This is a genomic window from Streptomyces sp. NBC_00344, assembly GCF_036088315.1.
Lineage (GTDB): Bacteria > Actinomycetota > Actinomycetes > Streptomycetales > Streptomycetaceae > Streptomyces.
Window position 1 is genome coordinate 1,805,578 of record NZ_CP107996.1, and the last position, 25,741, is coordinate 1,831,318.

20 protein-coding genes are annotated in these 25,741 nt (G+C 68.5%); 10 read left to right on the forward strand and 10 right to left on the reverse strand.

Translation table 11 applies throughout. The annotated features are described in order from the left end of the window. Positions 1 to 90: 90 nt before the first annotated feature. Positions 91 to 285: a hypothetical protein gene (locus tag OHS16_RS08010; protein WP_328536477.1), complete on the reverse strand. Its 195-nt coding sequence runs from the start codon at positions 283 to 285 to the stop codon at positions 91 to 93. Between the two features lie 587 nt (positions 286 to 872). Between OHS16_RS08010 and OHS16_RS08015 the strand changes: the two genes are divergently transcribed. The 9 genes from OHS16_RS08015 to OHS16_RS08055 all read left to right on the forward strand — a co-directional run bounded on the left by OHS16_RS08015 (position 873) and on the right by OHS16_RS08055 (position 11,720). Then, a complete protein-coding gene (locus tag OHS16_RS08015; RefSeq protein ID WP_328536478.1) occupies positions 873 to 4,433 on the forward strand; it encodes a sensor histidine kinase in 3,561 nt (1,186 codons plus the stop codon). A gap of 9 nt (positions 4,434 to 4,442) precedes the next feature. Then, the gene (locus OHS16_RS08020; protein ID WP_250297614.1) at positions 4,443 to 4,856 is read left to right on the forward strand and encodes a roadblock/LC7 domain-containing protein; all 414 of its coding nucleotides are present in this window, start codon (positions 4,443 to 4,445) and stop codon (positions 4,854 to 4,856) included. 119 nt (positions 4,857 to 4,975) lie between these two features. After that, positions 4,976 to 5,383 carry a DUF742 domain-containing protein gene (locus OHS16_RS08025; protein ID WP_328536479.1) on the forward strand — a complete coding sequence of 136 codons (408 nt, stop codon included), beginning with the start codon at positions 4,976 to 4,978 and terminating at the stop codon, positions 5,381 to 5,383. Next, entirely contained in the window at positions 5,364 to 5,948 is a 585-nt protein-coding gene (locus OHS16_RS08030; RefSeq protein ID WP_328319834.1) for a GTP-binding protein, read from the forward strand. The genes OHS16_RS08025 and OHS16_RS08030 overlap by 20 nt, the downstream gene beginning before the upstream one ends. 375 nt (positions 5,949 to 6,323) lie before the next feature. Then, positions 6,324 to 9,530 carry a sensor histidine kinase gene (locus OHS16_RS08035; RefSeq protein ID WP_328536480.1) on the forward strand — a complete coding sequence of 1,069 codons (3,207 nt, stop codon included), beginning with the start codon at positions 6,324 to 6,326 and terminating at the stop codon, positions 9,528 to 9,530. Positions 9,531 to 9,540: 10 nt separating this feature from the next. Beyond that, positions 9,541 to 9,954 carry a roadblock/LC7 domain-containing protein gene (locus OHS16_RS08040; protein ID WP_164260062.1) on the forward strand — a complete coding sequence of 138 codons (414 nt, stop codon included), beginning with the start codon at positions 9,541 to 9,543 and terminating at the stop codon, positions 9,952 to 9,954. A gap of 89 nt (positions 9,955 to 10,043) precedes the next feature. Next, positions 10,044 to 10,595, forward strand: coding sequence for a DUF742 domain-containing protein (locus OHS16_RS08045; protein ID WP_328536481.1), 552 nt, complete (start codon positions 10,044 to 10,046; stop codon positions 10,593 to 10,595). Further along, complete coding sequence (locus OHS16_RS08050) at positions 10,576 to 11,157, forward strand: GTP-binding protein (protein WP_014048542.1); 582 nt, start codon at positions 10,576 to 10,578, stop codon at positions 11,155 to 11,157. Before OHS16_RS08045 ends, OHS16_RS08050 begins: the two co-directional genes overlap by 20 nt. Positions 11,158 to 11,270: 113 nt before the next feature. Next, positions 11,271 to 11,720 carry a VOC family protein gene (locus OHS16_RS08055; RefSeq protein WP_328536482.1) on the forward strand — a complete coding sequence of 150 codons (450 nt, stop codon included), beginning with the start codon at positions 11,271 to 11,273 and terminating at the stop codon, positions 11,718 to 11,720. 13 nt (positions 11,721 to 11,733) lie between these two features. Here the strand turns inward: OHS16_RS08055 and OHS16_RS08060 are convergent, their stop codons facing one another. From OHS16_RS08060 to OHS16_RS08080, 5 genes are all read right to left on the reverse strand, one after another. Further along, positions 11,734 to 11,919 (reverse strand): acyl-CoA carboxylase subunit epsilon, encoded by a 186-nt coding sequence (locus tag OHS16_RS08060; RefSeq protein WP_328540757.1) that lies wholly within the window; start codon positions 11,917 to 11,919, stop codon positions 11,734 to 11,736. 93 nt (positions 11,920 to 12,012) lie between these two features. Further along, positions 12,013 to 13,596, reverse strand: coding sequence for an acyl-CoA carboxylase subunit beta (locus OHS16_RS08065; protein ID WP_328536483.1), 1,584 nt, complete (start codon positions 13,594 to 13,596; stop codon positions 12,013 to 12,015). 153 nt (positions 13,597 to 13,749) lie between these two features. Next, on the reverse strand, positions 13,750 to 16,119 hold the full coding sequence (locus OHS16_RS08070; protein WP_443042753.1) for a polysaccharide lyase 8 family protein: 2,370 nt from the start codon (positions 16,117 to 16,119) through the stop codon (positions 13,750 to 13,752). Positions 16,120 to 16,298: 179 nt separating this feature from the next. Continuing rightward, positions 16,299 to 17,081, reverse strand: a complete 783-nt coding sequence (locus OHS16_RS08075; protein ID WP_328536485.1) for an SAM-dependent methyltransferase — start codon at positions 17,079 to 17,081, stop codon at positions 16,299 to 16,301. 222 nt (positions 17,082 to 17,303) lie between these two features. Next, positions 17,304 to 17,813, reverse strand: a complete 510-nt coding sequence (locus tag OHS16_RS08080) for a hypothetical protein (protein WP_328536486.1) — start codon at positions 17,811 to 17,813, stop codon at positions 17,304 to 17,306. A 231-nt stretch (positions 17,814 to 18,044) separates the two neighbouring features. On the opposite strand from OHS16_RS08080, the gene OHS16_RS08085 reads away from it, so the two are divergent. Further along, positions 18,045 to 18,653: a YceI family protein gene (locus OHS16_RS08085; RefSeq protein WP_328536487.1), complete on the forward strand. Its 609-nt coding sequence runs from the start codon at positions 18,045 to 18,047 to the stop codon at positions 18,651 to 18,653. Positions 18,654 to 19,075: 422 nt separating this feature from the next. On the opposite strand, the gene OHS16_RS08090 is transcribed toward OHS16_RS08085, so the two are convergent. The 4 genes from OHS16_RS08090 to OHS16_RS08105 all read right to left on the reverse strand — a co-directional run bounded on the left by OHS16_RS08090 (position 19,076) and on the right by OHS16_RS08105 (position 25,740). Next, positions 19,076 to 22,141 carry a glycoside hydrolase family 3 protein gene (locus tag OHS16_RS08090; RefSeq protein ID WP_328536488.1) on the reverse strand — a complete coding sequence of 1,022 codons (3,066 nt, stop codon included), beginning with the start codon at positions 22,139 to 22,141 and terminating at the stop codon, positions 19,076 to 19,078. A 32-nt stretch (positions 22,142 to 22,173) separates the two neighbouring features. After that, on the reverse strand, positions 22,174 to 23,586 hold the full coding sequence (locus OHS16_RS08095) for a GH1 family beta-glucosidase (protein WP_328536489.1): 1,413 nt from the start codon (positions 23,584 to 23,586) through the stop codon (positions 22,174 to 22,176). Positions 23,587 to 23,665: 79 nt separating this feature from the next. After that, positions 23,666 to 24,667 carry an ABC transporter ATP-binding protein gene (locus OHS16_RS08100; RefSeq protein WP_328536490.1) on the reverse strand — a complete coding sequence of 334 codons (1,002 nt, stop codon included), beginning with the start codon at positions 24,665 to 24,667 and terminating at the stop codon, positions 23,666 to 23,668. Then, the gene (locus tag OHS16_RS08105) at positions 24,664 to 25,740 is read right to left on the reverse strand and encodes an ABC transporter permease (protein ID WP_328536491.1); all 1,077 of its coding nucleotides are present in this window, start codon (positions 25,738 to 25,740) and stop codon (positions 24,664 to 24,666) included. Before OHS16_RS08105 ends, OHS16_RS08100 begins: the two co-directional genes overlap by 4 nt. Position 25,741 lies beyond the last annotated feature (1 nt).

The window sequence follows — 25,741 nt, forward strand, 5'->3', positions numbered from 1 at the left end:
GAGTGCTGTCGCCCCTCACTTACTGGCTGGCTGGAGTCTGACGCTCCAGGCTAGCGCGGGCGGAGAGGGGGGCCGAGCGACTGCTTCCCGCTACTTCGCGGCGGTGACCTGTGTCTGGGCCGGTACTTCCATCAGGATGGTGCGACGGGGATTGGCCGTTACGGTGGGCAGGGTGGCGGCGTGCTCCGGCTGCTCGGGCTGCTGCAGCTGCGCCGCGTCCGCGAGATGGGCCAGCGTGATGCGGCGCGGGTTGGCAATGTTGCGGAACAGCGTCGTCGTCTTCATCTGCTTCTTCGGCCCTGTCGGTCGGCGGCGCCGGAGCGCCGGTTGTCGGATTCGCCATCCCTGTAAAGCTTCAGGCTAAACATCCAATTCCCCGGAGAAGCGTGGACAAGACAACGATCTAGGTGTGAGTTTCCTCACCACGTGATAGACATATCAGACTTAACACCCACTCAACCGCGTTCTCGAAATCGGACATTACACCCCTGAACGATGCATTCCGCTCCCGGAGCCGCCGCCCGGGACACCCCCCGCCCGTAAGCGGTCCGTGCGGATACGTCCGTTTTATGCGAGAACACTTTCTACGCTTCGTGACAAGGTGCTCACACGGTGTCAGAAAGGTCACAGCCCGGCACACGGGCCTTGTTGGAGATCCGCCACTGTGCTGGAATTCCACGCACTGCCGCGCAGTCGTTGTGAGAACACAGCCAGGCCGGTGCACAAGGGGCGCAAAGCAGCGCCGAGTGGCGGCGGTGAAGGGGGATTTACGCCGGTCACCTACGACCACCATGGGGCGCGCCGCGCCCCACGACTCGACACCGTTCTTCCGCTGGCGCGGGGGAACGCCTGGTCCAGAGGTTGCGACGCTAGTGCAGGGACGTTTCAAGAGGGATGGCAGCGCTGCGGCGGGACAAGAGCCGCGCGGCGGGACCGACCGCGGCTCCTCGCCCCAGCACGCCCAGGCCCAGCAGAACCATGGCCCGGCTTCGGCCGGCGCCGGTGACTCCAAGGCTCCGGCCTCGGCACCGGCTTCGCCCAAGCCGAAGGGCCCGGTCAATACCGGCTCGCGAATAGCCCTGCGCAACTGGCACATCAGTACCAAGCTCGTCGCTCTTCTGACGCTGCCCGTGGTCGCCGCGACCACCCTGGGTGGTCTGAAGATCAACGAGTCGCTGAACAACATGCAGCAGCTGGATCACATGCAGCTGCTCACCCAGATGACCAAGCAGGCGACCGAGCTGGCCGCCGCGCTCCAGGAGGAGCGGGACAAGTCAGCCGGTCCGCTGGCGCACGGTGCCGACGCCAGTGACTTCAACGTCGACGAGCCGCGCAAGAAGACCGACCTCGCCTACACCTCGTTCATCGACGGCACGGCGAACTTCGACAACGCGAAGCGCGACGACTCCATCGAGTCCATCCGCAACAGCCTCCGCTCGATCGCCACCAAGCTCGGCCGTCTCAGGAGTATCCGCAAGGGTGCCTACGCGGGCGACGCCACCACCTCGCAGACGGTCACCGAGTACAGCGAGCTGATCAACTCGTTGCTCGGCCTCTCGCAGGACATGGCGCAGGCGACCGCGAACCCCGAGATGATCAAGCGCACCCGCGCCCTGGCCGCGTTCTCATCGGCCAAGGAGTACGCGTCGGAACAGCGTGCGGTGATCTCGGCGGCGCTGCCGCCGAACAAGAAGGACCACGGCCACCTCGAAGAGAGCGACCGGCTCTTCGCGCAGTCCGCGATGCAGAGCGAGAACGACGCCCTCTCCTCGTTCGACCAGGTGTACTCCGGCAACGCCGAGGCCCTTACGGCTCCCCTGGACACCGGAAATCCCGAGATCACGGCCGCCAGGCTGTACGCGAAGCACGTCCTGGAGAACAAGGACGGGCTGACCAACCAGTCGCCGCGTTCCTACAAGGACTGGTACGACGCGGACAGCAACCGCATCACGGCCATGAAGACCATCGAGGCCACGCTGCTCGGCGAGATGGAGCAGAAGGCCCGCGAGCTGCGCAACGACGCCGAGCGCGAGGCGATCATCAACGCCGCGCTGATCGTCCTCATCATGGGTGTCTCGCTGGTCGGCGCCTTCGTCGTGGCCCGCTCCATGATCCGCTCGCTGCGGAGGCTCCAGGACACCGCGACCAAGGTCGCCGGTGAGCGGCTGCCCGAGCTGGTCAAGCAGCTCTCGGAGTCGGACCCGCAGGACGTCGACACCTCTGTCGAGTCCGTCGGTGTGCACAGCCGGGACGAGATCGGCAAGGTCGCCGCGGCGTTCGACGACGTGCACCGCGAGGCGGTCCGGCTCGCCTCCGAGCAGGCCATGCTGCGGGGCAACGTCAATGCGATGTTCACCAACCTCTCGCGTCGCAGCCAGGGCCTCATCCAGCGTCAGCTCTCGCTGATCTCCGAACTCGAGTCGCGCGAGGCGGACCCGGACCAGCTGTCGTCGCTGTTCAAGCTCGACCACCTCGCGACCCGTATGCGCCGTAACGGTGAAAACCTCCTCGTCCTCGCGGGTGAGGAGCCGGGCCGCCGGTGGACCCGCCCTGTGCCGCTGGTCGACGTGCTCCGTGCCGCCGCCTCCGAGGTGGAGCAGTACGAGCGCATCGAACTCGCGGCGGTGCCCGCGACCGAGGTCGCGGGCCGCGTCGTCAACGACCTCGTCCACCTGCTCGCCGAGCTGCTCGAGAACGCGACGTCGTTCTCCTCACCGCAGACCAAGGTGCGGGTCACAGGTCACGCGCTGCCCGACGGGCGAGTCCTGGTCGAGATCCACGACACCGGTATCGGCCTCTCCCCCGAGGACCTCGCCGCGATCAACGAGCGTCTGGCCTCGCCGCCCACCGTGGATGTCTCGGTCTCCCGCCGGATGGGTCTGTTCGTGGTCGGCCGGCTGTCCCTGCGACACGGCATCCGTATTCAGCTCAGGCCTTCCGACTCCGGTGGTACGACCGCGCTGGTCATGCTCCCGGTCGATGTCGCCCAGGGCGGCAAGAAGGCTCCGCCCAAGCCGGGCGGTCCCGGGCAGCAGCTGCCGCAGCAGCCCGCCGGTTCGGCCGGACTGCTCAACGGCGGTGCCCAGCGCGGCCAGGTCAACGGTTCGGGTCCGCGTGCCGCGCTGCCCGCCCGTGACGGCGACCGTTCGATCCAGCCCGGCGGCCCCCAGCCGCAGGGCGGTGCCCCGCAGCAGCCCGGTCTGCCGCAGGGCTCTCCGGCACCCGCACCGGCGATGAACGCCTTCGGTGCGGGCGCCCCGATGCCTCGCCGCGGCGGTCAGGGCGGTCTGGGCAATGACGGCCCCGGGCGCGGTCAGGGCGGCCCCGCCCAGCAGCGTCCGCAGCAGCAGTACGGCGACGGCGGCTTCCCGCCCCCGCCGGCCGGCCGTCAGCAGCAGCAGCTACCCAACAGCGGCCCCCGGGCCGAACTGCCCGGCGGCAACACCCGGCCGCCGGCGCCGCAGCGCCCGCAGACCACGAGCTGGGGCAGCGAGCAGCCGCCGCGGCCCGGGCAGGATGCGCCGCGCGGTCACGAGGAGACGGATTCCGGATCCACTCCCCAGTACCGGCAGCCGATCCAGCCCAGGCGCCCCGCGAACGACCGTAACGATCGGCAGGGAGCCGGCTCCACCGCCGAGTTCCAGCGCCCGGACTTCGACGGACCGCCGCCCCAGCAGAACACCGGACAGTTCGAGCGTTCCGATGTGTTCGAGCGCCCGGATGTCCGCGGCCCGCAGCGGCCCCAGCCTCCGCAGTACCAGGAGGCTCAGTACCAGGAGCCCCGGCGGCAGGACCCGCAGCCGCAGGACCCCGCGTCCACGGCGCAGTTCCCCAGGCCGGACTTCAACGCACCGCGTCCGCCCGCGCCTTCGGACGCTCCCCGCGGCGGCGCACCGCGACGCGACAGCACCGACTTCGGCGCGCCGCGTCCGCCCGTCCCCAACAGCCTGCCGCAGCAGCCTCAGTACGAGGCGCTGCCGCCGGCGTCCGATCCGGGCGACGGCCGTACACCGCTGTACGACACGCTGGAGACCAACTGGTTCCACGGCGCGCAGAGCGCCAGGGCCGCCGAGCCGCAGGCGCCTTCCGCGCCCGAGCAGCAGGCCCCGGCCGCTCCGCAGGCACCACGTCGCGAGCCCGTCAACCAGGGCGGCCCGAGCCCCGCATGGCGCTCGTCGCCCAATGACGAACTCGTACGGCAGGCCGAGCGGGCGAAGAAGCCCGCCGCCGGTGGTGTCACCACTTCCGGTCTGCCCCGACGCGTACCGCGTGCCAACCTGGTGCCCGGTACCGCACAGCAGCAGGCCCATCAGGCCGGTCCGCAGGTTTCGCGTGCGCCCGATGACGTACGCGGCCGGCTGACCAATCTCCGGCGCGGTATCCAACAGGGGCGCCAAGCCGGAACCGGCCCCTCTCACCAGCAGGAGCACTAGTTGAGTCCGATGAGCCAGGCGGCGCAGAATCTGAACTGGTTGATCACCAACTTCGTGGACAACACCCCAGGGGTGTCCCACACAGTGGTGGTCTCCGCCGACGGACTCCTTCTGGCCATGTCCGAAGGCTTTCCGCGGGACCGTGCCGACCAGTTGGCGGCAGTGGCTTCCGGGCTGACCTCGCTCACCGCGGGTGCCTCCCGGATATTCGAGGGCGGCGACGTCGCCCAGACCGTGGTCGAGATGGAACGGGGCTTCCTCTTCCTCATGTCGGTCTCGGACGGTTCCTCCCTCGCCGTCCTTTCCCACCCGGACTGCGACATCGGCCTGGTGGGTTACGAGATGGCCCTCCTGGTCGACCGTGCGGGCAGTGTCCTCACCCCGGACCTGCGCGCCGAGCTGCAGGGGAGTCTGCTCCACTAGACAGTTCTCCCACAGGTACTGCCCGTACGTTCCAACCAACCGTCCGGCCGCATCCCGACCCCCCCACCGGCCCAGTTCAGACGGCACTCCGACTCACCGCTGTCACGCCCGGAGGATCCATGACCCCGCCCCCCGCCTCGCACGATCCGTACGGGGCGCTGCACGACGCGTCGTACGACAGTGAGGGCGACCAGCCACTGGTACGTCCGTACGCCATGACCGGCGGCCGGACCCGGCCGCGCTACCAGCTCGCCATCGAGGCGCTGGTGAGCACCACGGCCGACCCGGTGCACCTCGCGGGCCTGCTCCCCGAGCACCAGCGCATCTGCCATCTGTGCCGTGAGGTCAAGTCGGTGGCCGAGGTATCGGCGCTGCTGTCGATGCCGCTCGGTGTTGCCCGGATCCTCGTAGCCGACCTGGCCGAGGCCGGCATGGTGGCCATCCACCAGCCGGGCAATGGAGAGGCCGGCGGTACGCCGGACGTGACACTGCTCGAAAGGGTGCTCAGTGGACTTCGCAAGCTCTAGCGGCGGCGGCGCGGCCAGATCGACCACCTCGGCAAAGATCGTGGTGGCGGGGGGCTTCGGCGTGGGCAAGACCACGTTCGTCGGCGCCGTCTCGGAGATCAACCCGCTGCGCACCGAGGCCGTCATGACGTCTGCTTCGGCGGGCATCGACGACCTCACCCACACCGGGGACAAGACGACGACCACCGTCGCCATGGACTTCGGCCGTATCACGCTCGACCAGGATCTGATCCTGTACCTGTTCGGCACCCCCGGACAGGACCGCTTCTGGTTCATGTGGGACGACCTGGTACGCGGCGCCATCGGCGCGGTCGTGCTGGTCGACACCCGCCGGCTCTCCGACTGCTTCCCGGCGGTGGACTACTTCGAGAACTCGGGGCTCCCCTTCGTCATCGCCCTCAACGGCTTCGACGGACACCAGCCGTACACCCCGGACGAGGTACGCGAAGCCCTGCAGATCGGCCCCGACACCCCGATCCTCACCACCGACGCCCGCCACCGCGCGGACGCCAAGAGCGGACTGATCACGCTCGTCGAACACGCACTGATGGCCCGCCTCAAGTAGGTATCGCTCTACGGCAGTTGCCGTAGAGCCGCTGACGCAGGTGAAGTGGGGCGGGCTGTGTCGTTTGACACGATCCGCCCCCGTGTTCATAACGTTTCGACAGAGAATTCATCAGCTGCGGATACCCGTTGCACTCGACCGGTGCCGCTGCGCTCACGTCGGACTCCGCTTTTGGCGTGGATCGTTCTTTATGCCCGTTTTATCTGAGGCTTACGCCACGTGAAATGGCCGGTTCCCGCTGTTTGGAGCGATGCCGTGCGACGTGCTGGAATTCGACGAACTACTCGGTAGTACGGCGACGAACCACCGAGTAGCACGGCTCTGAACGATAAAACGGCACACCGTAGGTGCCGACGCCGAGAGGTTGTTGGTCGAGTGAGGCGAAGCAAAAACAGCTCCGCGGCGGAGCAGGCGCGGGGCAACTTCACCCCGCCGTCGCGTACAGCGGCGTCTCCTGCGGACGTGTCCGGAGCTGCTGCCACCGCCCAGGGTGGTGGCAGCGGCAGCGGAAGCCGGCTGTCCCCGCGCAACTGGCGTGTGCCCACCAAGCTCAACGCGATTCTGCTCATCCCTGTCGTCGTCGGCCTGGTCATGGGCGGATTCCAGGTCAAGAGCTCCATCAACACCTGGAACGAGGCGCAGGACGCCGAGCGGGTCGCTCTCGTCGTGCGCGCCGCCTCCGGATACAGCCAGGCGCTGCTCAACGAGCGTGACCTCAGTGCCCAGCCCCTGCTGTCCAACAAGCGCGACAGCACGGTCGTCACCAGCGCCTACTCCGCCACCGACGCGGCGGCGCAGAAGTTCGACGCGGCCGTGCAGAACCTGCCGAAGACCAAGCACCTCCAGCGCCGCTTGAAGCTCTTCCGCGACGAGGAGCCCAACCTCGCCGCGCTGCGCAAGACCGCGTACGCCGAAGCCATGGACCCGGTGAAGACCGAAGAGGGCTACGTCTCGGTCCAGCACTCGCTGATGGAGTTCTCCAACGAGCTCGGCCTCGGGACCGGCAACATCACCAGCTACGGCCGTACGGTCTACGCGATCCAGCTGGCCAAGGCCGCGGAGTCCCTCCAGCGGTCCATCGGCATGCATCTGCTGGTGCGCCCCAGCCAGGACAACACGAAGTTCCGCGCCCAGGCCGTCGCCTTCAACTCGTACAACTACCTGGAGCAGATCGCACTCGGCGAATACGTTTCCGGTGGCACCCAGGCCGACAGCGACAAGCTGAAGACGGTCATGGTGAGCAAGGCCACCGAGGGCCAGAAGCAGCTGGCTGCCGCCAAGAAGAAGGCCGCGGCCGCCGGGGTGCCCTTCGTGGCTCCGCCGTCCAAGGGCGGCTCGGTCTACGACGGCATGGCCGCGGAGATCGGCAAGGGTCAGAGCCCCGACGATCTGCGGACCAAGGGCATCACACCGCAGACCTGGATGGCTGCGTCGACCGCCAAGTTCGACGGATACACCGAAATCGAGAACGGCCTGGTCAACAAGGCTGTCGCCGACGCCGGCTCGATCTCGAGCAACGCCAAGAACGCCGCCATCACCAACGGCGCCATCGTCCTCGTCGCCCTCCTCGCCGCCTTCGTGCTGGCCGGAATGATGGCGCGGCAGATGAGCCGCGCGATGCGCCAGCTGCGGACCGCCGCCTTCGGGATCGCCGAGCAGCGCCTGCCGATGCTCGTCGACCAGCTCTCGCGGACCGAGCCGGGCCGGGTGGACACCCGGGTGCAGCCCATCCCGATCAACACGCAGGACGAGATCGGCGAGGTCGCCAGGGCCTTCGACCAGGTCCACCGCGAGGCCGTCAGGCTCGCCGCCGAGCAGGCCATGCTGCGGGGCAACGTCAACGCGATCTTCACCAACCTCTCGCGTCGCAACCAGTCCCTCATCGAGGGCCAGCTGACCCTGATCACCGACCTGGAGAACAACGAGGCCGATCCGGACCAGCTGGAGAGCCTCTTCCGCCTGGACCACCTGGCGACCCGAATGCGCCGCAACGGCGAGAACCTGCTGGTTCTCGCGGGCGAGGAGCCGGGACGCCGCTGGAACCAGCCGGTGCCTCTGGTCGACGTACTCCGGGCCGCCTCGTCCGAGGTGGAGTCGTACGAGCGCATAGAACTGACCGGGGTCCCCGAGACGGAGATCCACGGCCAGGCCGTTACCGACCTCGTGCATCTGCTCGCCGAGCTGCTGGAGAACGCGACCACGTTCTCCTCCCCGCAGACCAAGGTGCGGGTCACCGCGACCCGTCTCCCGGACGGGCGGGTGATGGTCGAAATCCACGACAAGGGCATCGGCCTCACCGCCGAGGACTTCGCGGACATCAACCACAAACTGGCCAACCCCCCGACGGTGGACGCGGCGATCTCGCAGCGCATGGGCCTCTTCGTGGTCGGCCGCCTCGCCGACCGGCACGGCGTGCGCGTCCAGCTCCGCCCGTCGGGCGAGCAGGCGGGCACCACATCCCTCGTCATGCTCCCCGACGCCATCACCCATGGTGGCGGCGGTGAGCCGCTGCCCAGCGACGACTTCACCGTCTCCTCGATCATTCCGCAGCAGGCGTCCTTCGAGACCGCCCCGCTGCGGACAGCGGCCGAACTCGGCTTCGACGACACCCGGTACAACGAGGGCGAGCCCCGTGAGCTGGACCCGGTCAACCGCTCGCTGATGCGTGAGGAGCGGCGCGCCGCTCTGGAGGCGCAGACCTCCGGGGGCGAACCGGCACTGTTCCGCGACGAGTTGGCGGGTCAGCCGCAGGAGTCGTACGGACGGGTTGAGTACGAGCAGGAGCAGGGCTACGGCCGGGATGGGCAGTACGGCCAGGAGCAGTACGCGCAGCCTCGGCACGAGGAGTACGAGCCGTACGCACCTGAGGTCCGTCAGCCCCAGCAGGAGGCGTACGACCAGAACGGCTATGCGACCCCTGACGGCTACCCGGATCCGGCCTATGCGGAATCTGGTTACCCGGCCCAGGAGCCCGAGCAGCCGCGGTATGAGAGCACCTTCGATCTCCAGCCCCACCAGGATGACTGGCCAGGTCAGGCCGGCTACCAGGACGGCTACGAGACGGGTTACCAACCGGAAGCGGAATCTGCCCCCAGCGCTCCCACAGGCGCTTCGGACCGCGTAGGCTTCGACCGACCGGGACCGTCCCCGAGCACCTCCCACGAAATGACCGACGCCGGGCTTCCCCGCCGCGGAGGACAGCCGCAGGCCCCGGATCCGGAGCCCGCGGCGCAGAATGGGAACGGGGACGGCAGCGGGAACGGCAGTGGACCCGACGACTGGCGTTCGTCGAACGACGAACGCTGGCACCGAGCGGAGAAACTGCGGGAGCCGAAGGCCGGCGGGGTCACCCCTTCCGGTCTCCCGCGGCGGGTGCCCAAGGCCAACCTGGTCGAGGGCAAGGCGGAACAGACCCCCCAGGGCGGCCCCCAGGTCTCCCGTGCTCCCGAGGACGTCCGAGGCAGGTTGAGCAACCTGCACCGCGGCGTACTGCGAGGGCGCAACGCAGGTAGTGACACGAACGGTCAGGCCAATGGGAATCACCACAGTGGTCCTGACAGCACCTACAACCAGGAGCGTTAGTGTGAGCCCGATGAGCCAGGCGGCACAGAACCTGAACTGGTTGATCACCAATTTCGTGGACAACACCCCCGGGGTGTCCCACACAGTGGTGGTCTCCGCCGACGGACTCCTTCTGGCCATGTCCGAGGGGTTCCCGCGTGACCGCGCCGACCAGCTGGCAGCAGTGGCTTCCGGGCTGACCTCGCTGACCGCGGGAGCGTCCCGGATCTTCGAGGGCGGTCATGTGAACCAGACCGTCGTGGAGATGGAGCGAGGTTTCCTCTTCATCATGTCCGTCTCCGACGGCTCCTCGCTGGCCGTGCTCGCGCATCCCGAGGCCGACATCGGTCTTGTGGGGTACGAAATGGCACTTCTGGTCGATCGTGCAGGCAGTGTCCTCACCCCGGACCTGCGTGCCGAGCTCCAGGGAAGTCTTCTCAACTAGCAAACAGACAGTGCGTTTCTCGTCACCGCACCATATGGTGCGGTGGCGCGGCTCCACAGCAACAACGACCGGCAGTCGGAGGAGGAAACGTGGCAACGCCCCCAGGCGGTCACCCGTACCACGGTGGACAGCAGTCTCCGGGTGACTACGACCGGACCCGCTACAACTTTCCCTCCACGCCGGGCAGACAGGGCCAGCAGCCCTACCGGCCGCAGCCCGAGCCGCCGTCGCCGTACGACCAGCCGCCCCGTATCCAGCCGGTGCAGCCGCGTAAGGCGCCGGAGCCGGCACGTGCCACCCACAACCCTCTGGTGCGCCCTTACGCGATGACCGGAGGCCGGACCCGGCCGCGCTACCAACTCGCCATCGAGGCGCTGGTGCACACCACGGCCGACCCGTCACGGTTGCAAGGGCAGCTGCCCGAGCACCAGCGGATCTGCCGGCTCTGTGTCGAGATCAAGTCGATTGCCGAGATCTCCGCACTTCTTACGATTCCCCTCGGCGTCGCCCGGATCCTCGTCGCCGATCTGGCAGAGGCCGGTCTCGTCGCCATTCATCAGCCAGGCGGCGACGAGGCCGCCGGCGGCCAGCCAGCCGTGACACTGCTCGAAAGGGTGCTCAGTGGACTTCGCAAGCTCTAGCGGCGGTGCAGCCCGCTCCACTACCTCCGCGAAAATCGTGGTGGCAGGGGGCTTCGGCGTGGGCAAGACCACGTTCGTCGGCGCCGTCTCGGAGATCAACCCGCTGCGTACCGAGGCCGTCATGACGTCTGCTTCGGCGGGCATCGACGACCTCACGCACACCGGGGACAAGACCACCACGACGGTGGCCATGGACTTCGGCCGTATCACGCTCGACCAGGATCTGATCCTGTACCTGTTCGGCACCCCCGGACAGGACCGCTTCTGGTTCATGTGGGACGACCTGGTACGCGGCGCCATCGGCGCGGTCGTGCTGGTCGACACCCGCCGTCTTGCCGACTGCTTCCCGGCGGTGGACTACTTCGAGAACTCGGGGCTCCCCTTCGTCATCGCCCTCAACGGCTTCGACGGACACCAGCCGTACACCCCGGACGAGGTACGCGAAGCCCTGCAGATCGGCCCCGACACCCCGATCCTCACCACCGACGCCCGCCACCGCGCGGACGCCAAGAGCGCGCTGATCACGCTCGTCGAACACGCACTGATGGCCCGCCTGCGGTAGACCGCGTCCGGCTCACTCGCCGAAGGCCCGCGCTCCGGTCGGAGCGCGGGCCTTCGCGTTGCGGCGTATGGTCGCCGGGCCACGTGCTGTCACACAACGCCCCGGAGGATCGCATGGCTGTGCACTGGAAGCTGGTCGTCGACTGCGCGGATCCCGTCCCGCTCGCGGGCTTCTGGGCTGCGGCGCTCGGCTACGAGGTGGAGGAGCACAGTTCGTTCATCGGCCGGCTGCTCGGCATGGGGGCGGTCACCGGGGACGACATCACCACGGTGGACGGCCGACGGGCGTTCCGGCAGCTCGCCGCGGTACGCCATCCCGACGACCCGGTGGACCCGGACACCGGTACCGGCCTCGGCAGACGGGTGCTCTTCCAGGCGGTCCCCGAGACCAAACAGGGCAAGAACCGGCTGCACATGGATCTGCATGTCGGGCCCGGGCAACGCGACGCCGAGGTGGAGCGGCTGCAGGGCATCGGAGCGACGGTGCTGCACAGGGTGAACGATCGCGGCAGCAACCACGTCACCATGGCCGACCCCGAGGGCAACGAGTTCGACGTCCAGTAGCCCGGCGGCCGGTTCAGCCCTGCCAGGAGTGCGGTGCGCGGAAGCCGGGGGTGCGCTCGAGGCGTCGCCAGCCGGCGGTGGAGCGGACGGAGAAAGAGGGGATACCGGTCCGGGACCGGGTTCCGGTCCGGGCGAGGAGGATCGCGGTGATCGCGGCGAGTTCCTCCGGCTCGGCGTGGCCCTTCTCGACCCGCAGCAGTGAAGCGACGGCCGCGGCCGTCTCGGGGGCCGGGGCGGTCTCGGGAACAGGGGCGGTCTCGGTGGGGATGCTCAAGGGGTGTCTCCTGGTGTCTTACTGGGGCGGGTTGCCGTGCTTGCGGGACGGCAGATCGGCGTGTTTGGTCCGCAGCATCGCCAGCGAGGCGATCAGCACCTCACGGGTCTCGGCCGGATCGATCACGTCATCGACCAGGCCCCGCTCCGCGGCGTAGTAGGGGTGCATCAACTCGGCCTTGTACTCCTTGACCATCCGGGCCCGCATCGCGTCCGGATCGGCGGCCTCGGCGATCTGCTTGCGGAAGATGACATTCGCAGCGCCCTCCGCTCCCATCACGGCGATCTCATTCGTCGGCCACGCATACGTGAGGTCCGCACCGATCGACTGGGAATCCATCACGATGTAAGCACCCCCGTACGCCTTGCGCAGGATGAGCGAGATCCGCGGCACCGTGGCATTGCAGTACGCGTACAGCAGCTTCGCCCCGTGCCGGATGATCCCGCCGTGCTCCTGGTCCACACCGGGAAGGAACCCCGGTACGTCCAGAAGAGTGATGATCGGAATGTTGAACGCATCGCACATCTGAACGAACCGGGCGGCCTTCTCCGACGCCTCGATGTCCAGCACACCCGCCAGGGCCTGCGGCTGGTTCGCCACGATCCCCACCACCTGGCCGTCCAGCCGCGCCAGCGCACAGATGATGTTCCGCGCCCACCGCTCGTGAACCTCCAGGTAGTCCCCGTCGTCCACCAGCTCCTCGATGACCTGGTGCATGTCGTACGGGCGGTTCCCGTCGGCCGGCACCAGATCCAGCAGCACATCCGAACGCCGGTCGACCGGGTCCTCGCTCGGATGCGACGGCGGGTTCTCCCGGTTGTTCGAAGGCAGCATCGAGATCAGATACCGCACCTCGGCGATGCAGGTCTCCTCGTCGTCATACGCGAAATGCGCGACGCCGGACGTCTCGGCGTGCACGTCCGCGCCACCGAGCCCGTTCTGGGTGATCTCCTCACCGGTCACCGCACGGACCACGTCCGGACCCGTGATGAACATCTGCGAGGTCTCCCGCACCATGAACACGAAGTCGGTGAGGGCGGGGCTGTAGGCCGCGCCGCCCGCGCACGGGCCGAGCATCACACTGATCTGCGGGATGACACCGGAGGCCCGGGTGTTGCGCTGGAAGATCCCGCCGTAGCCGGCCAGCGCCGAGACGCCCTCCTGAATACGGGCGCCCGCGCCGTCGTTCAGGGACACCAGCGGCGCACCCGCCGAAATCGCCATGTCCATGATCTTGTGGATCTTCGTGGCATGTGCCTCGCCCAGCGCCCCGCCGAAGATCCGGAAATCGTGCGCATAGACGAAGACCGTCCGGCCCTCGACCGTTCCCCACCCGGTGATCACACCATCGGTAAAGGGCTTCTTCGCCTCCAGGCCGAAGCCCGACGCCCGGTGCCGGCGCAGCTGCTCGACCTCCTTGAACGAGCCCGCGTCGAGCAGCAGCTCGATCCGCTCACGCGCGGTCAGCTTGCCCTTCGCGTGCTGAGCCTCGGTCGCACGCTCGCTCGGGCCGAGCCGCGCCTGCTCGCGCAACGCCAACAGCTCCGCCACCCGCCCACGCGCGTCGGAGGGCTCACCCGTGGTCTCGTCCAAAACGGTCATGTATCGACACTACGAACTCCACCAACAAAACACGCAGTGCACTTCGCACAGTCTCCGGCCCAGTTTCCTGGTGGCCATGGACAGAAGACCCCGGCCGGGCAGCCCAAGTGCCAGGCCAGGACCACTCCGCGTTGTGGAGGTCCCACAACAGGTTCAGCTGAGGATTACCTCACAGCCATGAGTCGCCCCTGCTGTCCCAGGAGTAACCCGCAGCCGCAGTGTGCGCCCGGTGGACAGCACCTGAACCGATGAGTCCGCGCTGGTCACCCGGTGTACCGGACGGTCCAGGACGATCTCCACCGGCTGCCCGGTCCGGGGCGGCTCGCTGATGTGCAGCGTCGCTCGGCGCCCGTTGCCGCGCATAAGGACGCTCGCCGGGGAGGTGACGGAGACCGGCCCCACCGTACCGGCCTGCCAGAAGTTCACCGCGGTCAGCCCGAGTGAGCGGACGGTCACCGCCTGCTGTTCCGCGGTGTTGCGGAGGACCTCCAGCCAGCCACGGTCGGCAGCGCGGGCCGTCAGGGCGCGCCGCGAGGCCCCGGGCATCAGCAGATAGGCGTAGGACGCGTCCGCCGGATCGGTTCCGTGGTCGAGCCAGAGGGTCCGGTAGATCCGGGTCCGCTGCTCGGTGGTGCTGGTGCTGTTGATGTCGCTCCAGGACCCCGTGCGGGCCTCGCGCAGGGTACGCAGCGCACCGGTGCCTCCGGGGAAGACCCAGCCGCCGTGGCCCTCGAGATGTGCCCAGTGCGGGTGGCGCCGTCCATCGACGGTGAACTCGCCGGTACCGTCTGCGCCCAGGTTGCGATTGTCGACGACCGTCTCGACCGGGACGCCGTCGGTGGCAGTGATGCCCGCGCCGAGACAGATCACTGTGTCCGCCGCGCAGAACCACGACTTGCGGGCTTCCAGGGTCGACGTCAGGCCCTTCACATGCTGGCCGACAGCCGCGAACTCGCCGTCGCTGGATCCGCCCACCCATTGCACCGCGGGCTTGGCCGCGCCCCACTCACCGCCCGCACGGTCGGCGAGGCGCTTGGTGGACACGGTCGTTCCGGGCAGGCGGTACGGGTCGACGGTCGGCCAGAACCAGTCGGTGTACTGGTCGTTGGCCTTCTCCGCCGGCCACCAGCAGAGCATTCCGGCCCCGGTGTGCCAGCCGTGCGGATTCTCCCCGTTGCCGCACTCGTAGTAGGAGATCCGCTCGGAGCACATGGAGATATTGGCGGCCCAGTCGCGGCGGCGGTGCACAGCCCGGTCCATGGACGCGAACAGGTGGTGCGCCACCGGTTCCGGGGCAGCCGGGGCCGGGGCTTCGGCGACCGCCTGGAGACGCGAGAGGTCCCCGACGCCGAACTGGGGAGAGGTCAGGATCGGGGTCGTCGTGTCCCGCTCGATCCACCCCTTGATCATTGCCTGCCAGCGCAGCCGCTCGGCGTCCGAAGCCCCGCCCGCGATGACAGCCATGGCGGCGATCAGTGCCTTGCCGTGGAAATGGTCGCTGCGCATCACGTGCTGGTCGTCGCCCTTGAGGTAACCCCGGCTGATGGCACGCCCGTTGACGCTGTCCATGGCCAGACCGTTGTAGATCACCGGAGCGTAGGCGTGCTCGACGCTGTCCAGTATGACCTGCCGGCCGGGGTCGGTGACCGCCCAGGTCGAACCGTCGAGGAGGGTGAAGAGCCTGCCGAGCCCGTCCAGCATGACCTGGCCGTAGGTGCCGGAGTAGGAGATCGTCGAGTGCTGGATGAACGAGCCGTCGGGGTAGAGCCCGTCGCCGCCGGTGACATACGGGTAGACCGGCGACAGGGCGTCACGCGCGAGCGCAATCTTCTCCGGAGCGCGCCCGTTGACACCGCGCATGGCGACCGAGCGGCAGAGGTCGACGCGGTTGGCACCGGTCGAGGTCCCGGAGTAGTCGGCGAGGACCGCGTCCGGGATGAAATGGTCGACGGCCGCGCAGGCGTCCTGGATCCGGGCTTCGGAAAGCTGGTCGTGCAGGGCGGTGACCAGGTCCATCAGCAGCCGGGGGCTGCCTATCTGCCATTCCCACCAGTTCCCGTAGGGCGTGGTCGCCGGACGGTAGATCCTCGCGGAGAGATGGTCGGTACCGGAGATGATGTCCGCAAGGAGCGCGGTGTCACCGGTGAGACCCGTGCCGTCCTGGAGGAACGCCTGGGTCATGGTCCACAGGCGGCTGTAGCTCTGGGTGATGCCGGAGGGCGGGTCGAACGGATAGTCCGTCCAGAGCGAGTTGTCCGCCGGGGCCATCGAGGCCCGGAACTGCGCTGCGAGGGCACCGGTCGCCGCGAGCCGGGAGGCATACGGCTCGGACGCGGCGTCGTAGCCGGCGCCGAGGGCGAGTTCGAGCCAGCGGCCGCGCAGCACCGCGTATTCGTCGTCCGGAGCCTGAAGGGTTCTCGGTGCGGAGTTCGCCCGGGCCGCGGCAGCGAGAGCGATGACGCCCGCTCCCGTGCCGGCGAGGAAGGCGCGGCGGGACCAGCGACGGGATCTGGGGGGCGGCAGCAGCACAGCGGACTCCCGGTGGCAGAGACTCTTCGATCGGCTACCGCCGGTCTAGCAGTGCCTCGCGGGCACGATCAATGGCCAGGACACAGAAAAGGAAAGCGCTTACCACCGGTTGCGGCGCGAAGGGCCGCCGGAACGGCCGGCCCGGCGGCCCCGCGGTTCAGCGGTTCAGCGGTTCAGCGGACGAACGCGATTCCCGCGTACCCGAGGTCCGTGCCTCCGCTCGGCGGCGGCGTGTCCTTGTACCACCGCGTCACCAGACCGGGCTCCACGAGCTCGAGCCCTTCGAAGAACGGCTCCACCTCGGCCCGGGTCCTCGGGCGCAGGTTGATGCCGCTCGACCGGTACTCGGCGATCTTGTTCTGTTCGTCTGAGAGGAAGTCCGTGGTCAGGTGGGAGAGCACAAGACAACTGCCCGGGGCCAGTGCGTCGACAAGGGTGCGGGCGATGCCGTAGGGGTCGTCCTCGTCGGGGACGAAGTGCAACAGGGCGATGAGCGACAGACAGACGGGCCGGCTGAAGTCCAGCAGGGTGGTGGCGTGATCGAGGATCCGTCCCGGCTCGCGGACATCGGCCTGGATGTAGTCGGTGGCACCGTCCGGCGTACTGACCAGCAGCGCCTCGGCATGGCGCAGCACGATCGGATCGTTGTCGGTGTAGACGATCCGCGCCTTCGGATTGATGCCCTGGACTATCTGATGGAGATTCGGCTCGGTCGGGATGCCGGTCCCGATGTCGAGGAACTGGTCGATGCCACTGCGGGCCACCCAGCTGACCGCACGGTGCATGAAGGCCCGGTTGTCCCTGGCGCCTTCCTTCGCCTCGTCCGTCAGCCGCTCGGCGAGCGCCTGGTCGACGGGGTAATTGTCCTTGCCGCCGAGGAGGTAGTCGTAGATGCGAGCGGGGTGCGGCCGGCTGGTGTCGATCCGCGAGTGGGGCTGTGGGGTGTCTGTCGTCATGGTGGCTCCAAGAAATGTCCGGCCGTCCTGCGGAAGGAGGGACGTGAGCCGGCACACCCGTCCCTGCGGATCATCGCCACCCCCAGGCATCCTGCCACAGCAACACCCGTACTGGAGCGGCAGTTTGGCTTGCAAATCGCCCCTCGGACATCCGGACCGGGCGGCGCCGCCCGAAGGCGCGCCGTGCCGCCCGGCCCGGCGGATGGGCCAGGGCCCGCCCGGTCAGCAGCCGCCGCAGTTGTAGAACGTCACATCCCAGTGGCTGCCTTCGTCCGCGTACACGTTGCCCGCGCCCGACTTCCACTGCGGATAGCCGTCACCGCGCAGTCCTATATAGGTGAAGGTGTTCTTGACATAGTTCGTCAGACAGGTGGTCTTGGCGATGTCGAGCTTGTAGCCGTTCCAGTGCGAATAGGTACCGCTGGCATGTCCTGTCTCGGTTCCGCCGGTGATGTTCGTAGCGCAGCCGTCGGCACTCTTCAGCGTCTGCGCACCCTGCGCGGTGGCCAGATTGAGCTGGTCGAACGAGGTGCAGGTGGAGTTGTTCCGGTCCGAGCAGCCGCCCGACGACGACCAGGTGATGCCGGACGAACGGAACATCGAGGTTGCGGTGGCATGGCTGATCTTGGTGACGGCGAAGGCCTCGGTGGCACTTCCGAGGATGCCCACGCCGGGCGCGAAGAGCACGCCGAGGACGAGCGCGAGCGCGCTGATGACCGAGCGGAGTTTCATGGGGGATTCCCTCCTGCTGATGACCGTGTTGTCTGTGGGACGGCTGTGCAGGTGGAGCAGAGAGAGATATTGCCGTAGTTCTACGCGCGTCCGCCAGAGGGCGTCGCGCTCCGCTGGAACACTCGCGACCGACAGAGAAGAAGAAGATGTTGAAGTTTGAACCAGATGGGTTTAGAGTAAACATCATTGAAGGTTAAACAACCTTTGCCGGTCACCACCCGAGGAGGAGCCATGGCTCTGTTCAACCGTAAGAACCCGACCGCCGAGGGCACTGCCGAGACTCCCGACGTGGACCCGGCACTGGCCGCCCTGTCCGGCGACTACACCATCGACCCGGCACACAGCACCATCGGTTTCGCCGTGCGGCACGCCATGGTCACCAACGTCCGCGGCTCCTTCGCCGAGCACGAGGGAATGCTGCACCTCGACGGCGCGAAGCCGGAGAACTCCACCGCGACCATCGACGTGAAGATCGAGAGCATCGACACCGGTATCCCGGACCGTGACGGCCATCTGCGCAGCGGTGACTTCTTCGACGCCGAGCAGTACCCGCACATGACGTTCCGTTCGTCGGGGGCCGAGCAGCTCGGCGGCGACAAGTACCGGCTCACCGGCGATCTGACCATCAAGGACGTCACCAAAGCGCTCGCCATCGACCTGGAATTCCACGGAGCGGCCACCGACCCCTACGGCAACGAGCGGGTCGGCTTCGAGGGCAGCGCCGAGATCCTGCGCTCCGACTGGGGCCTCACCTGGAACGCCGCCCTGGAGACCGGCGGTGTCATGGTCAGCGACAAGGTCAAGCTGGCCTTCGACATCTCGGCCATCAAGTCCGTCTGAACGACGTCCTGAGCGACCCGGCCGCCCCCGGCCGGGTGACGACACGGCGCCCCGCGGCCTCAGCCATCGAGGCCGTGGGGCGCCGTCTCGTCGTCCGGCCCGCCGCACCCAACCATGCGGCGCAGGTGGCCAGTTCGGCAGGGCAGGCGCGGCGGGGTGTCCCGGCGGGTGTCCGGGTGCGCCGGACACCGGTCTGCTCCCCCGGGCGTAGCGGCACCGGCTGCCGGCGTACGACGTGGAAGTGACCTCCGGCCCGCCGCCCCGGTGCCCCTGCAGACGCCGGCCGGCGCGGTCCGGTTCGGTGATGGCGTACGGAAGGGTGCGGGCCCGGACGGGGCGGGCCCGCACGGGCCGCCGTGACGACGGGTGGGGCGGCGCTCCCGCCGGAGTACCGCCCCACCCTGCTCATGCCGCCCGCGTCGTCAGGCCGCCAGGTAGGCCGCCGTCAGCTTGGCGATCGCCCCCTTCAGGTCCCCGGTCAGCAGCAGATGGTCCGCATCGGCGAACGGCTTGGAGGTGGCCGCCGTGATGGTGCCACCGATCTTCTGCTGGACGATCTGGCGGGCCGCGGTGGCCACCGCCCGGCCGGCCACCGAATCCGCCGTGACAAAGTGCGCCGCCAGTGCCAGCGCGGACAGGGACAGCTGCCCGCCCGCCGGTACCGGCTTGAGCGTGGTGAGTCCCCATCCGTACGGGAACTGCGGGTCATACGTCGTGTCGCCGACGTTGATGGGCAGCTGGGACTCGGACTTGGGCCAGGTGAGCGGGAGTTGACCCGTGAAGGGCTTCTTCCCGAACAGTACGTCCGCCACGCCGTCGCCCTCGGTGCCCGGCAGCCAGGACGCCACCAGTGCGTCGATGCCGCCGAGGCGGTCGCCGATGAGCTGCGGACGGCCCGAGACGATCAGGACCGCGCACTTCATCGCGGCACAGACCTTGTCGACGGCCGCCTTGTCGGCCGCGGTCAGCTCCAGGTCGTTGCCGTTGCCGACATCGCCGACACCCTCCGCGTACGGGGTCTCGCCGACCACCACGACACCCACGTCGTAGCCGTCCGTCGAGGCCGACGCGTCCTTGGAGTAGGTCACCGATGCGGCGTCCTTCTTCATGCCGTCCAGGATGGTGGTGCCTGTGGTGATATTGCCCGACGAGCCCTGCCAGCTGACGGTCCAGCCGCCGGCCTGGTTGCCGATGTCATCGGCGTTGGAGCCCGCGACATAGACCTTCTGGGAGGAGGTGAGCGGCAGCACGTCGCCCGAGTTCTTCAGCAGCACCTGGGACTTGGCGGCCGCGTCGCGAGCGACGGCGCGGTGTTCCGGGGAGCCGATGCCGGCCGCGTTGGAGGTGTCGGCGTACGGCTTCTCGAACAGGCCCAGCTGGAACTTCTGGGTCAGGATGCGGGAGACCGCGTCGTCGATACGGGACTGCGGGATGTTGCCCGCCGTCACCTCGCCCTCCAGGGTCGAGGTGAAGTTCTTGTAGTCGGTCGGGACCATGATCATGTCCAGGCCGGCGTTGACCGACGTGCGGACGTCGCTCGCATAGTCGCCGGGGATCTGGTCGATCGCCGCGTAGTCGCTGATCACAAAGCCCTTGAAGCCCATCTTCTGCTTCAGCACATCGTTGATCATCGCCGCGTCGGCGTGCATCTTCACCGCCGGCTTGTCATCGCCGATGATGTCGAGCGAGGAGTAGGACGGCATCACGGTGCCGATGCCCCGCTTGACCGCGTCGCCGAAGGGCGCCAGGTGGACGGCTTCCAGCTCGTGCTGGGTGACCTTGGTGACGCCCTGGTCGATGGTGTACGAGCCGGTGGCCGACGAGCCGTACTCGGTGCCGCCGTCGCCGACGAAGTGCTTGGCCGTGGCCAGCACCTTGTCGTTACGGTCGAGGTCCTTGCCGGACGCGGCGCCCTGCATGCCCTGGATCACCGTCTCCATGGAGGAGACGAGGGCCGGGTCCTCGCCGAAGGACTCGTAGGTGCGGCCCCAGCGCTCGTCACGCGAGACGCACAGGCAGGGAGCGAAGTCCCAGGGGATTCCGGTGGCGCGGACCTCGGAAGCGGTGACCGCGCCCTCCTTCTCGGCGACCGAGGGGTCACGGGTGGCGCCGATACCGATGTTGTGCGGGAAGATCGTCGAGCCGATGACGTTGTTGTGGCCGTGCACCGCGTCCACACCGTAGATCAGCGGGATCTGGAAGCGGGTCGCCTGCGCGCGCAGCTGATAGCCGTCGACCATCCTGGCCCAGGCCGCCGGGGTGTTGGGGGTGGGCACCGAACCGCCGCCGGAGAGCAGCGAGCCGAGACCGTACGAGGCGATGTCGCCCTGTGAGCCCAGCGCGTTGCGCTCGGCCTGGGTCATCTGACCGGCCTTCTCCTCGGGCGACATCCGGGAGAGCAGGTCGGCGACGCGCTTCTTCACCGGCAGCCGGGCATCGAGGTACGGGAGGCCGTGGGCGTCGATGACGACCTGCGGCGTCTCCGTGGGGGCCTTCGCCCCGGTAACTGTGAGCTTGACCGGGATGGTCTCGGCGGGCTCGCCTGCCTTGTCCTTCCTGGTGGTCACCGAGAGGGTCCTCGACGCGCCGGACTCGGTACCGGCCGGGAAGGTCACCGTGCCGGAGACCGGCGTGTAGTCGGTGCCGGAATCGGCAGTACCGCCTCCGGTGGTGTAGTCGACGGTGACCGGCTCGGTGATCGGCGCGGATCCGGTGGTGGCGAGGCCGATCTTCACAGCGGCACTGCCGCCCTCCTTCACCGGGTAGACCGCCGCGTCGGTGGTCACCTTGGCCGAGAGAGCCGGGTCCGCCTTGCCGTACAGCTCCACGTCGTCCATGGCGAACGCGCCCTTGACGCCGGTGGGCAGGGTGAGCGCGTAGCCCCACATCTGGTTGAGGCCGAGAACCTGGTCGATGCCGCCGACCGGCTGGTAGTCGGTGCGGTAGACGAAGTCGGAGAACGGGATCTCGACCTGGTGCCAGCCCTCCCAGTCATCGGTGAAGGACGTGGTCCACAGCTCGGATGCCTCGCCGTTGGCACCGCCGTCCTTGATCTCGAAGGAGATCTTCTTGCCCGAACCGGGGGGCAGCGGTGCGGTGTTCTCACCGAACCACCAGAAGCGGATGCCCTTGCTCGCCGACCAGTCGTGTGCGGGTCCGGCGGCCGCGAAGTCGTGGCTGAAGCCGCCGTATCCGCTGATGTCGTAGGAGCCTTCGAGGACCTTGGCGCCCTCGGGCGCGTCGGCGCGGTCCTTCAGCGCCAGGGTGGGGTTGTCGTCGGTGTCACCACCCCAGGTGAAGATGCCGTCCGCGGGCTGGCCGGCGAAGGGGACCTCACCCTCGAAGCGGTCGACGGGGACGGGCGCCGGGTCATCGGCTGCGGCGCTCGCCCCCGCGCCCGCGAAGGGCAGCAGTGCGGCCAGTACGGCGGCCGCAGCGAGCACGGCTGTCCTCGGTCCGGGTCTTGTACGAGTGCGGACGCGTTGCATTGCTGCTCCCTCGGTTGGGTGCCTCGGAACGTTCAGCTGTTACGGGTGAGATTGATCGTGTCGCGGTACCACTTGGCGCTGTCCTTGAGAGTCCGCACCTGGGTGTCGTAGTCGACCCGGACGATGCCGAAGCGCTTGTCGTAGCCGTAGGACCACTCGAAGTTGTCCATCAGCGACCAGGCGAAATAGCCCCGGACATCGGCCCCCTGGGCGCGGGCGGCAGCCACGGCTGCGATGTGGTCCGCGAGATAGGTGGTCCGGTCCTCGTCATGGACCGCACCGTCCTCGGCGACGGTGTCGTCGAAGGCCGCGCCGTTCTCCGTGACCACGGTCGGCAGGTGGTAGTCGTCCTCCAGGCCCAGCAGGAGGTCGGTCAGCTCGTCCGGGGTGATCTCCCAGTCCATGGCGGTACGCGGCAGATCGCGCGGCACCGCGCGGGTGACGGGACGGCCCTCAGGGTCCACCGTGGAGCCGTCCTCGGAGACGCCGGAGAAGAGTGTGCCCCGGTAGAAGTTGACGCCGAGGACGTCGAGCGGAGTGGAGATGATCTCCAGATCGCCTTCCCTGACCGGCAGTTCGACATCGGCTGCGGCGAGGTCGGCGAGCACGTCCTCGGGGTAACTTCCGTGGACGATGGGGTCGAGATAGAGCCGCCGGCCCAGTCCGTCGGCCCGCCGGCATGCCTCACGGTCGGCCTCGCTCCCGGTCTCGGGGGTGGCCGTGCCGAGGTTGAGGGTGATGCCAAGTTCGAGGGGATTGCCGCCCGCGGCGCCCCGCACGTACTGCGAGGCGAGTCCATGACCGAGCAGCAGGTGGTGCACGGCGTGCAGCGCCTCGCCGAAGTTCTTCCGGCCCGGCGCCTGAACGCCGTATGCGTAACCGAGCATGGCGGAGCACCAGGGTTCGTTCAAGGTGGTCCAGTGTGCGACGCGGTCCCCGAGTGCGTCGTAGGCGAGCCGGGCGTACTCGGCGAAACGGTACGCGGTGTCCCGTACCGGCCAGCCTCCGGCGTCCTCCAGTTCCTGCGGGAGGTCCCAGTGGTAGAGCGTGATCCACGGGGTGACGCCCTTGGCGTCCAGTTCGTCGACGAGCCGCTTGTAGAAGTCCAGCCCCTTCTGGTTCGCCGGGCCCCGGCCGCCCGGCTGAATGCGTGGCCAGGCGAGCGAGAACCGGTAGGTGTCCACGCCCAGATCGGCGATGAGCTGTACGTCTTCGGGCATCCGGTGGTAGTGGTCGCAGGCCACATCACCGTTCTCGCCCCGCACGACGGCGCCGGGCACCCGGCAGTAGGTGTCCCAGATCGAGGCGGTCCTGCCGTCCTCCGCGGCCGCGCCCTCGATCTGGTACGCGGCCGTGGCGACACCCCAGCGGAAGTCGGCGGGCAGACCTGTGACGGCCTGCGGGGCGACGGAGCGGGCGTAGGCCTGGGGGGTGACGAGGTTCATGAGTCTCCTGAAATGCGGGCGGGCGTGGGGTTCCGCCTGACGGAAGCGGGCCGGTCCTGGGGACGTGATGACGGCACGGTCACCCCACCCCCGCCGACTGGTGGTGCAGCCAGCAGGCCACCGTCCGGGCCTCTCCTCCGTCCGGCTCCGCGAGCACGGGGACCCGGGTGGCGCACGGGCCGAACGCCTTCGGGCAGCGGGGATGGAACGCGCATCCGGCCGGCATCGCCGCCAGGTGCGGCGGCGAGCCGGGGATTCCGGCGAGCTCCCGGCGGGCGCCGTGCAGGGCGGGGAACGAGTGGAGCAGACCGTCGCTGTACGGGTGGCGGGCGTCGCGGTAGATGGCGGCTGCGCCGGCCTCCTCCACGATCCGGCCGCCGTACATGATCGCGATGCGGTCCGAGAACTCGATCAGCAGCGAGATGTCATGCGTGATGAAGACGACCGAGAAGCCCAGCTCCTCGCGGAGTTTGACCAGTTGACGCAGGATCTGGCGCTGCATGACGACATCGAGCGCCGTCGTCGGCTCGTCCATGATCACGATTTCCGGCTCGAGCGCGAGCGCCATCGCGATCATCACGCGCTGCCGCATCCCGCCGGAGAGCTGATGCGGATACGCACCGAGCCGGTCCGCCGAGATACCGACCAGGGAGAGCAACTCCTTCGCGCGGTCGGTGCGTTCGGACCGTTTCATCTCCGGGCGGTGCGCCTTCAGCACGTCGGTGAGCTGGCTGTGGACGGTATGGACGGGGTTGAGCGAGTTCATCGCGCCCTGGAAAACGATGGACAGTTCGGCCCACCGGAAGGCCCTCAGTTGCGGCGCGGACAGCGAGAGAATGTCCACCTTCTCCCCGTCGCGCCGGTGGTAGTGGACGTCTCCGCCGGTGATGACACCGGGCGGCGAGAGCAGCCGGGTCACCGCGTACGCGAGCGTGGACTTCCCCGATCCCGACTCGCCCGCCAGGCCGAGAACTTCACCGCGATGCAGGGTGAGGTCGATGTTGCGCAACGCGTGCACGGCGTCGTCTCCGGTGCCGTAGTCGACGTGGAGGTCTCTGATGGTGAGGACGGGCTCGCTCATGAGCTGGGCTCCTTGTCGTGCGTGGCGCCTGCCGCGGACTCCACGGGATCTGGTCCGGGTTCCGGGCCGTCGTGCGACGGACCGGGTCCGGGTTCCGGCCCGTCCGGCGACGGACCGCTCCGCGTGGCCCGCACCACAGGGGTGAAGCCGACCCGCATCCTGACGTCCTTCGTCGCACCCGTCCCGGTACGCAGCCGCGGGTTCACGAACTCGTCGATGCCGAAGTTGATGAGGGCGAGCGACATACCGAGCAGGGCGATGCACAGACCGGCCGGCACGAACCACCACCACGCGCCCTGGGCGAGTGCCTGGCTCGACTGGGCCCAGAAGAGGACGGTCCCCCAGTTCCAGTTCGAGATGTCGGCGACGCCGATGAAGGCGAGTGTGATCTCGGAGAGGATGGCGAAGATCACGGTGCCGACGAAGCCGGATGCGATGACGGCGGTCAGGTTGGGGAGGATCTCGAAGAGGATGATCCGCCAGGTGGACTCGCCGGTGGCGCGGGCCGCCTCGACGTAGTCCCTGCGCCGCAGGGAAAGGGTCTGGGCACGCAGCACCCGTGCGCCCCAGGCCCAGGATGTCAGGGCGATGACACCGGCGATGAGCAGGTCGCCGGCGTCGGAGACGAAGCTCGCGATGATGATGATCAGCGGCAGACCGGGGATGACGAGGAAGACGTTGGAGAGCGCCGAGAGGAGCTCGTCCGCGACTCCTCCGAGAAAGCCCGAGCTGACGCCGATCAGGACCGAGAACACGGTCGCGAAGACCCCGGCGACAAATCCCACGATGAGGACACCGCGGGTCCCGACCAGGATCTGCGAGAGCACGTCCTGTCCGGTCTGCGTGGTGCCGAACCAGTGGTCGCCCGAGGGCGGCTGGAGAATCGCATTGCTCATCGTGTCCGGGTCGTACGGAGCGAGCCACGGACCGGCGACGGCGAGCACCACGAAGAAGGCCAGGATCGCCAGGCCCACGACGGTCTTGCGGCCGCGCAGGAATCGCAGTCTGCGCTTGTTGGACGCCGGGGTCTCGGTCGCGTCGAGTACGGCGACCTCGGCAGCGGTGACGGCCATG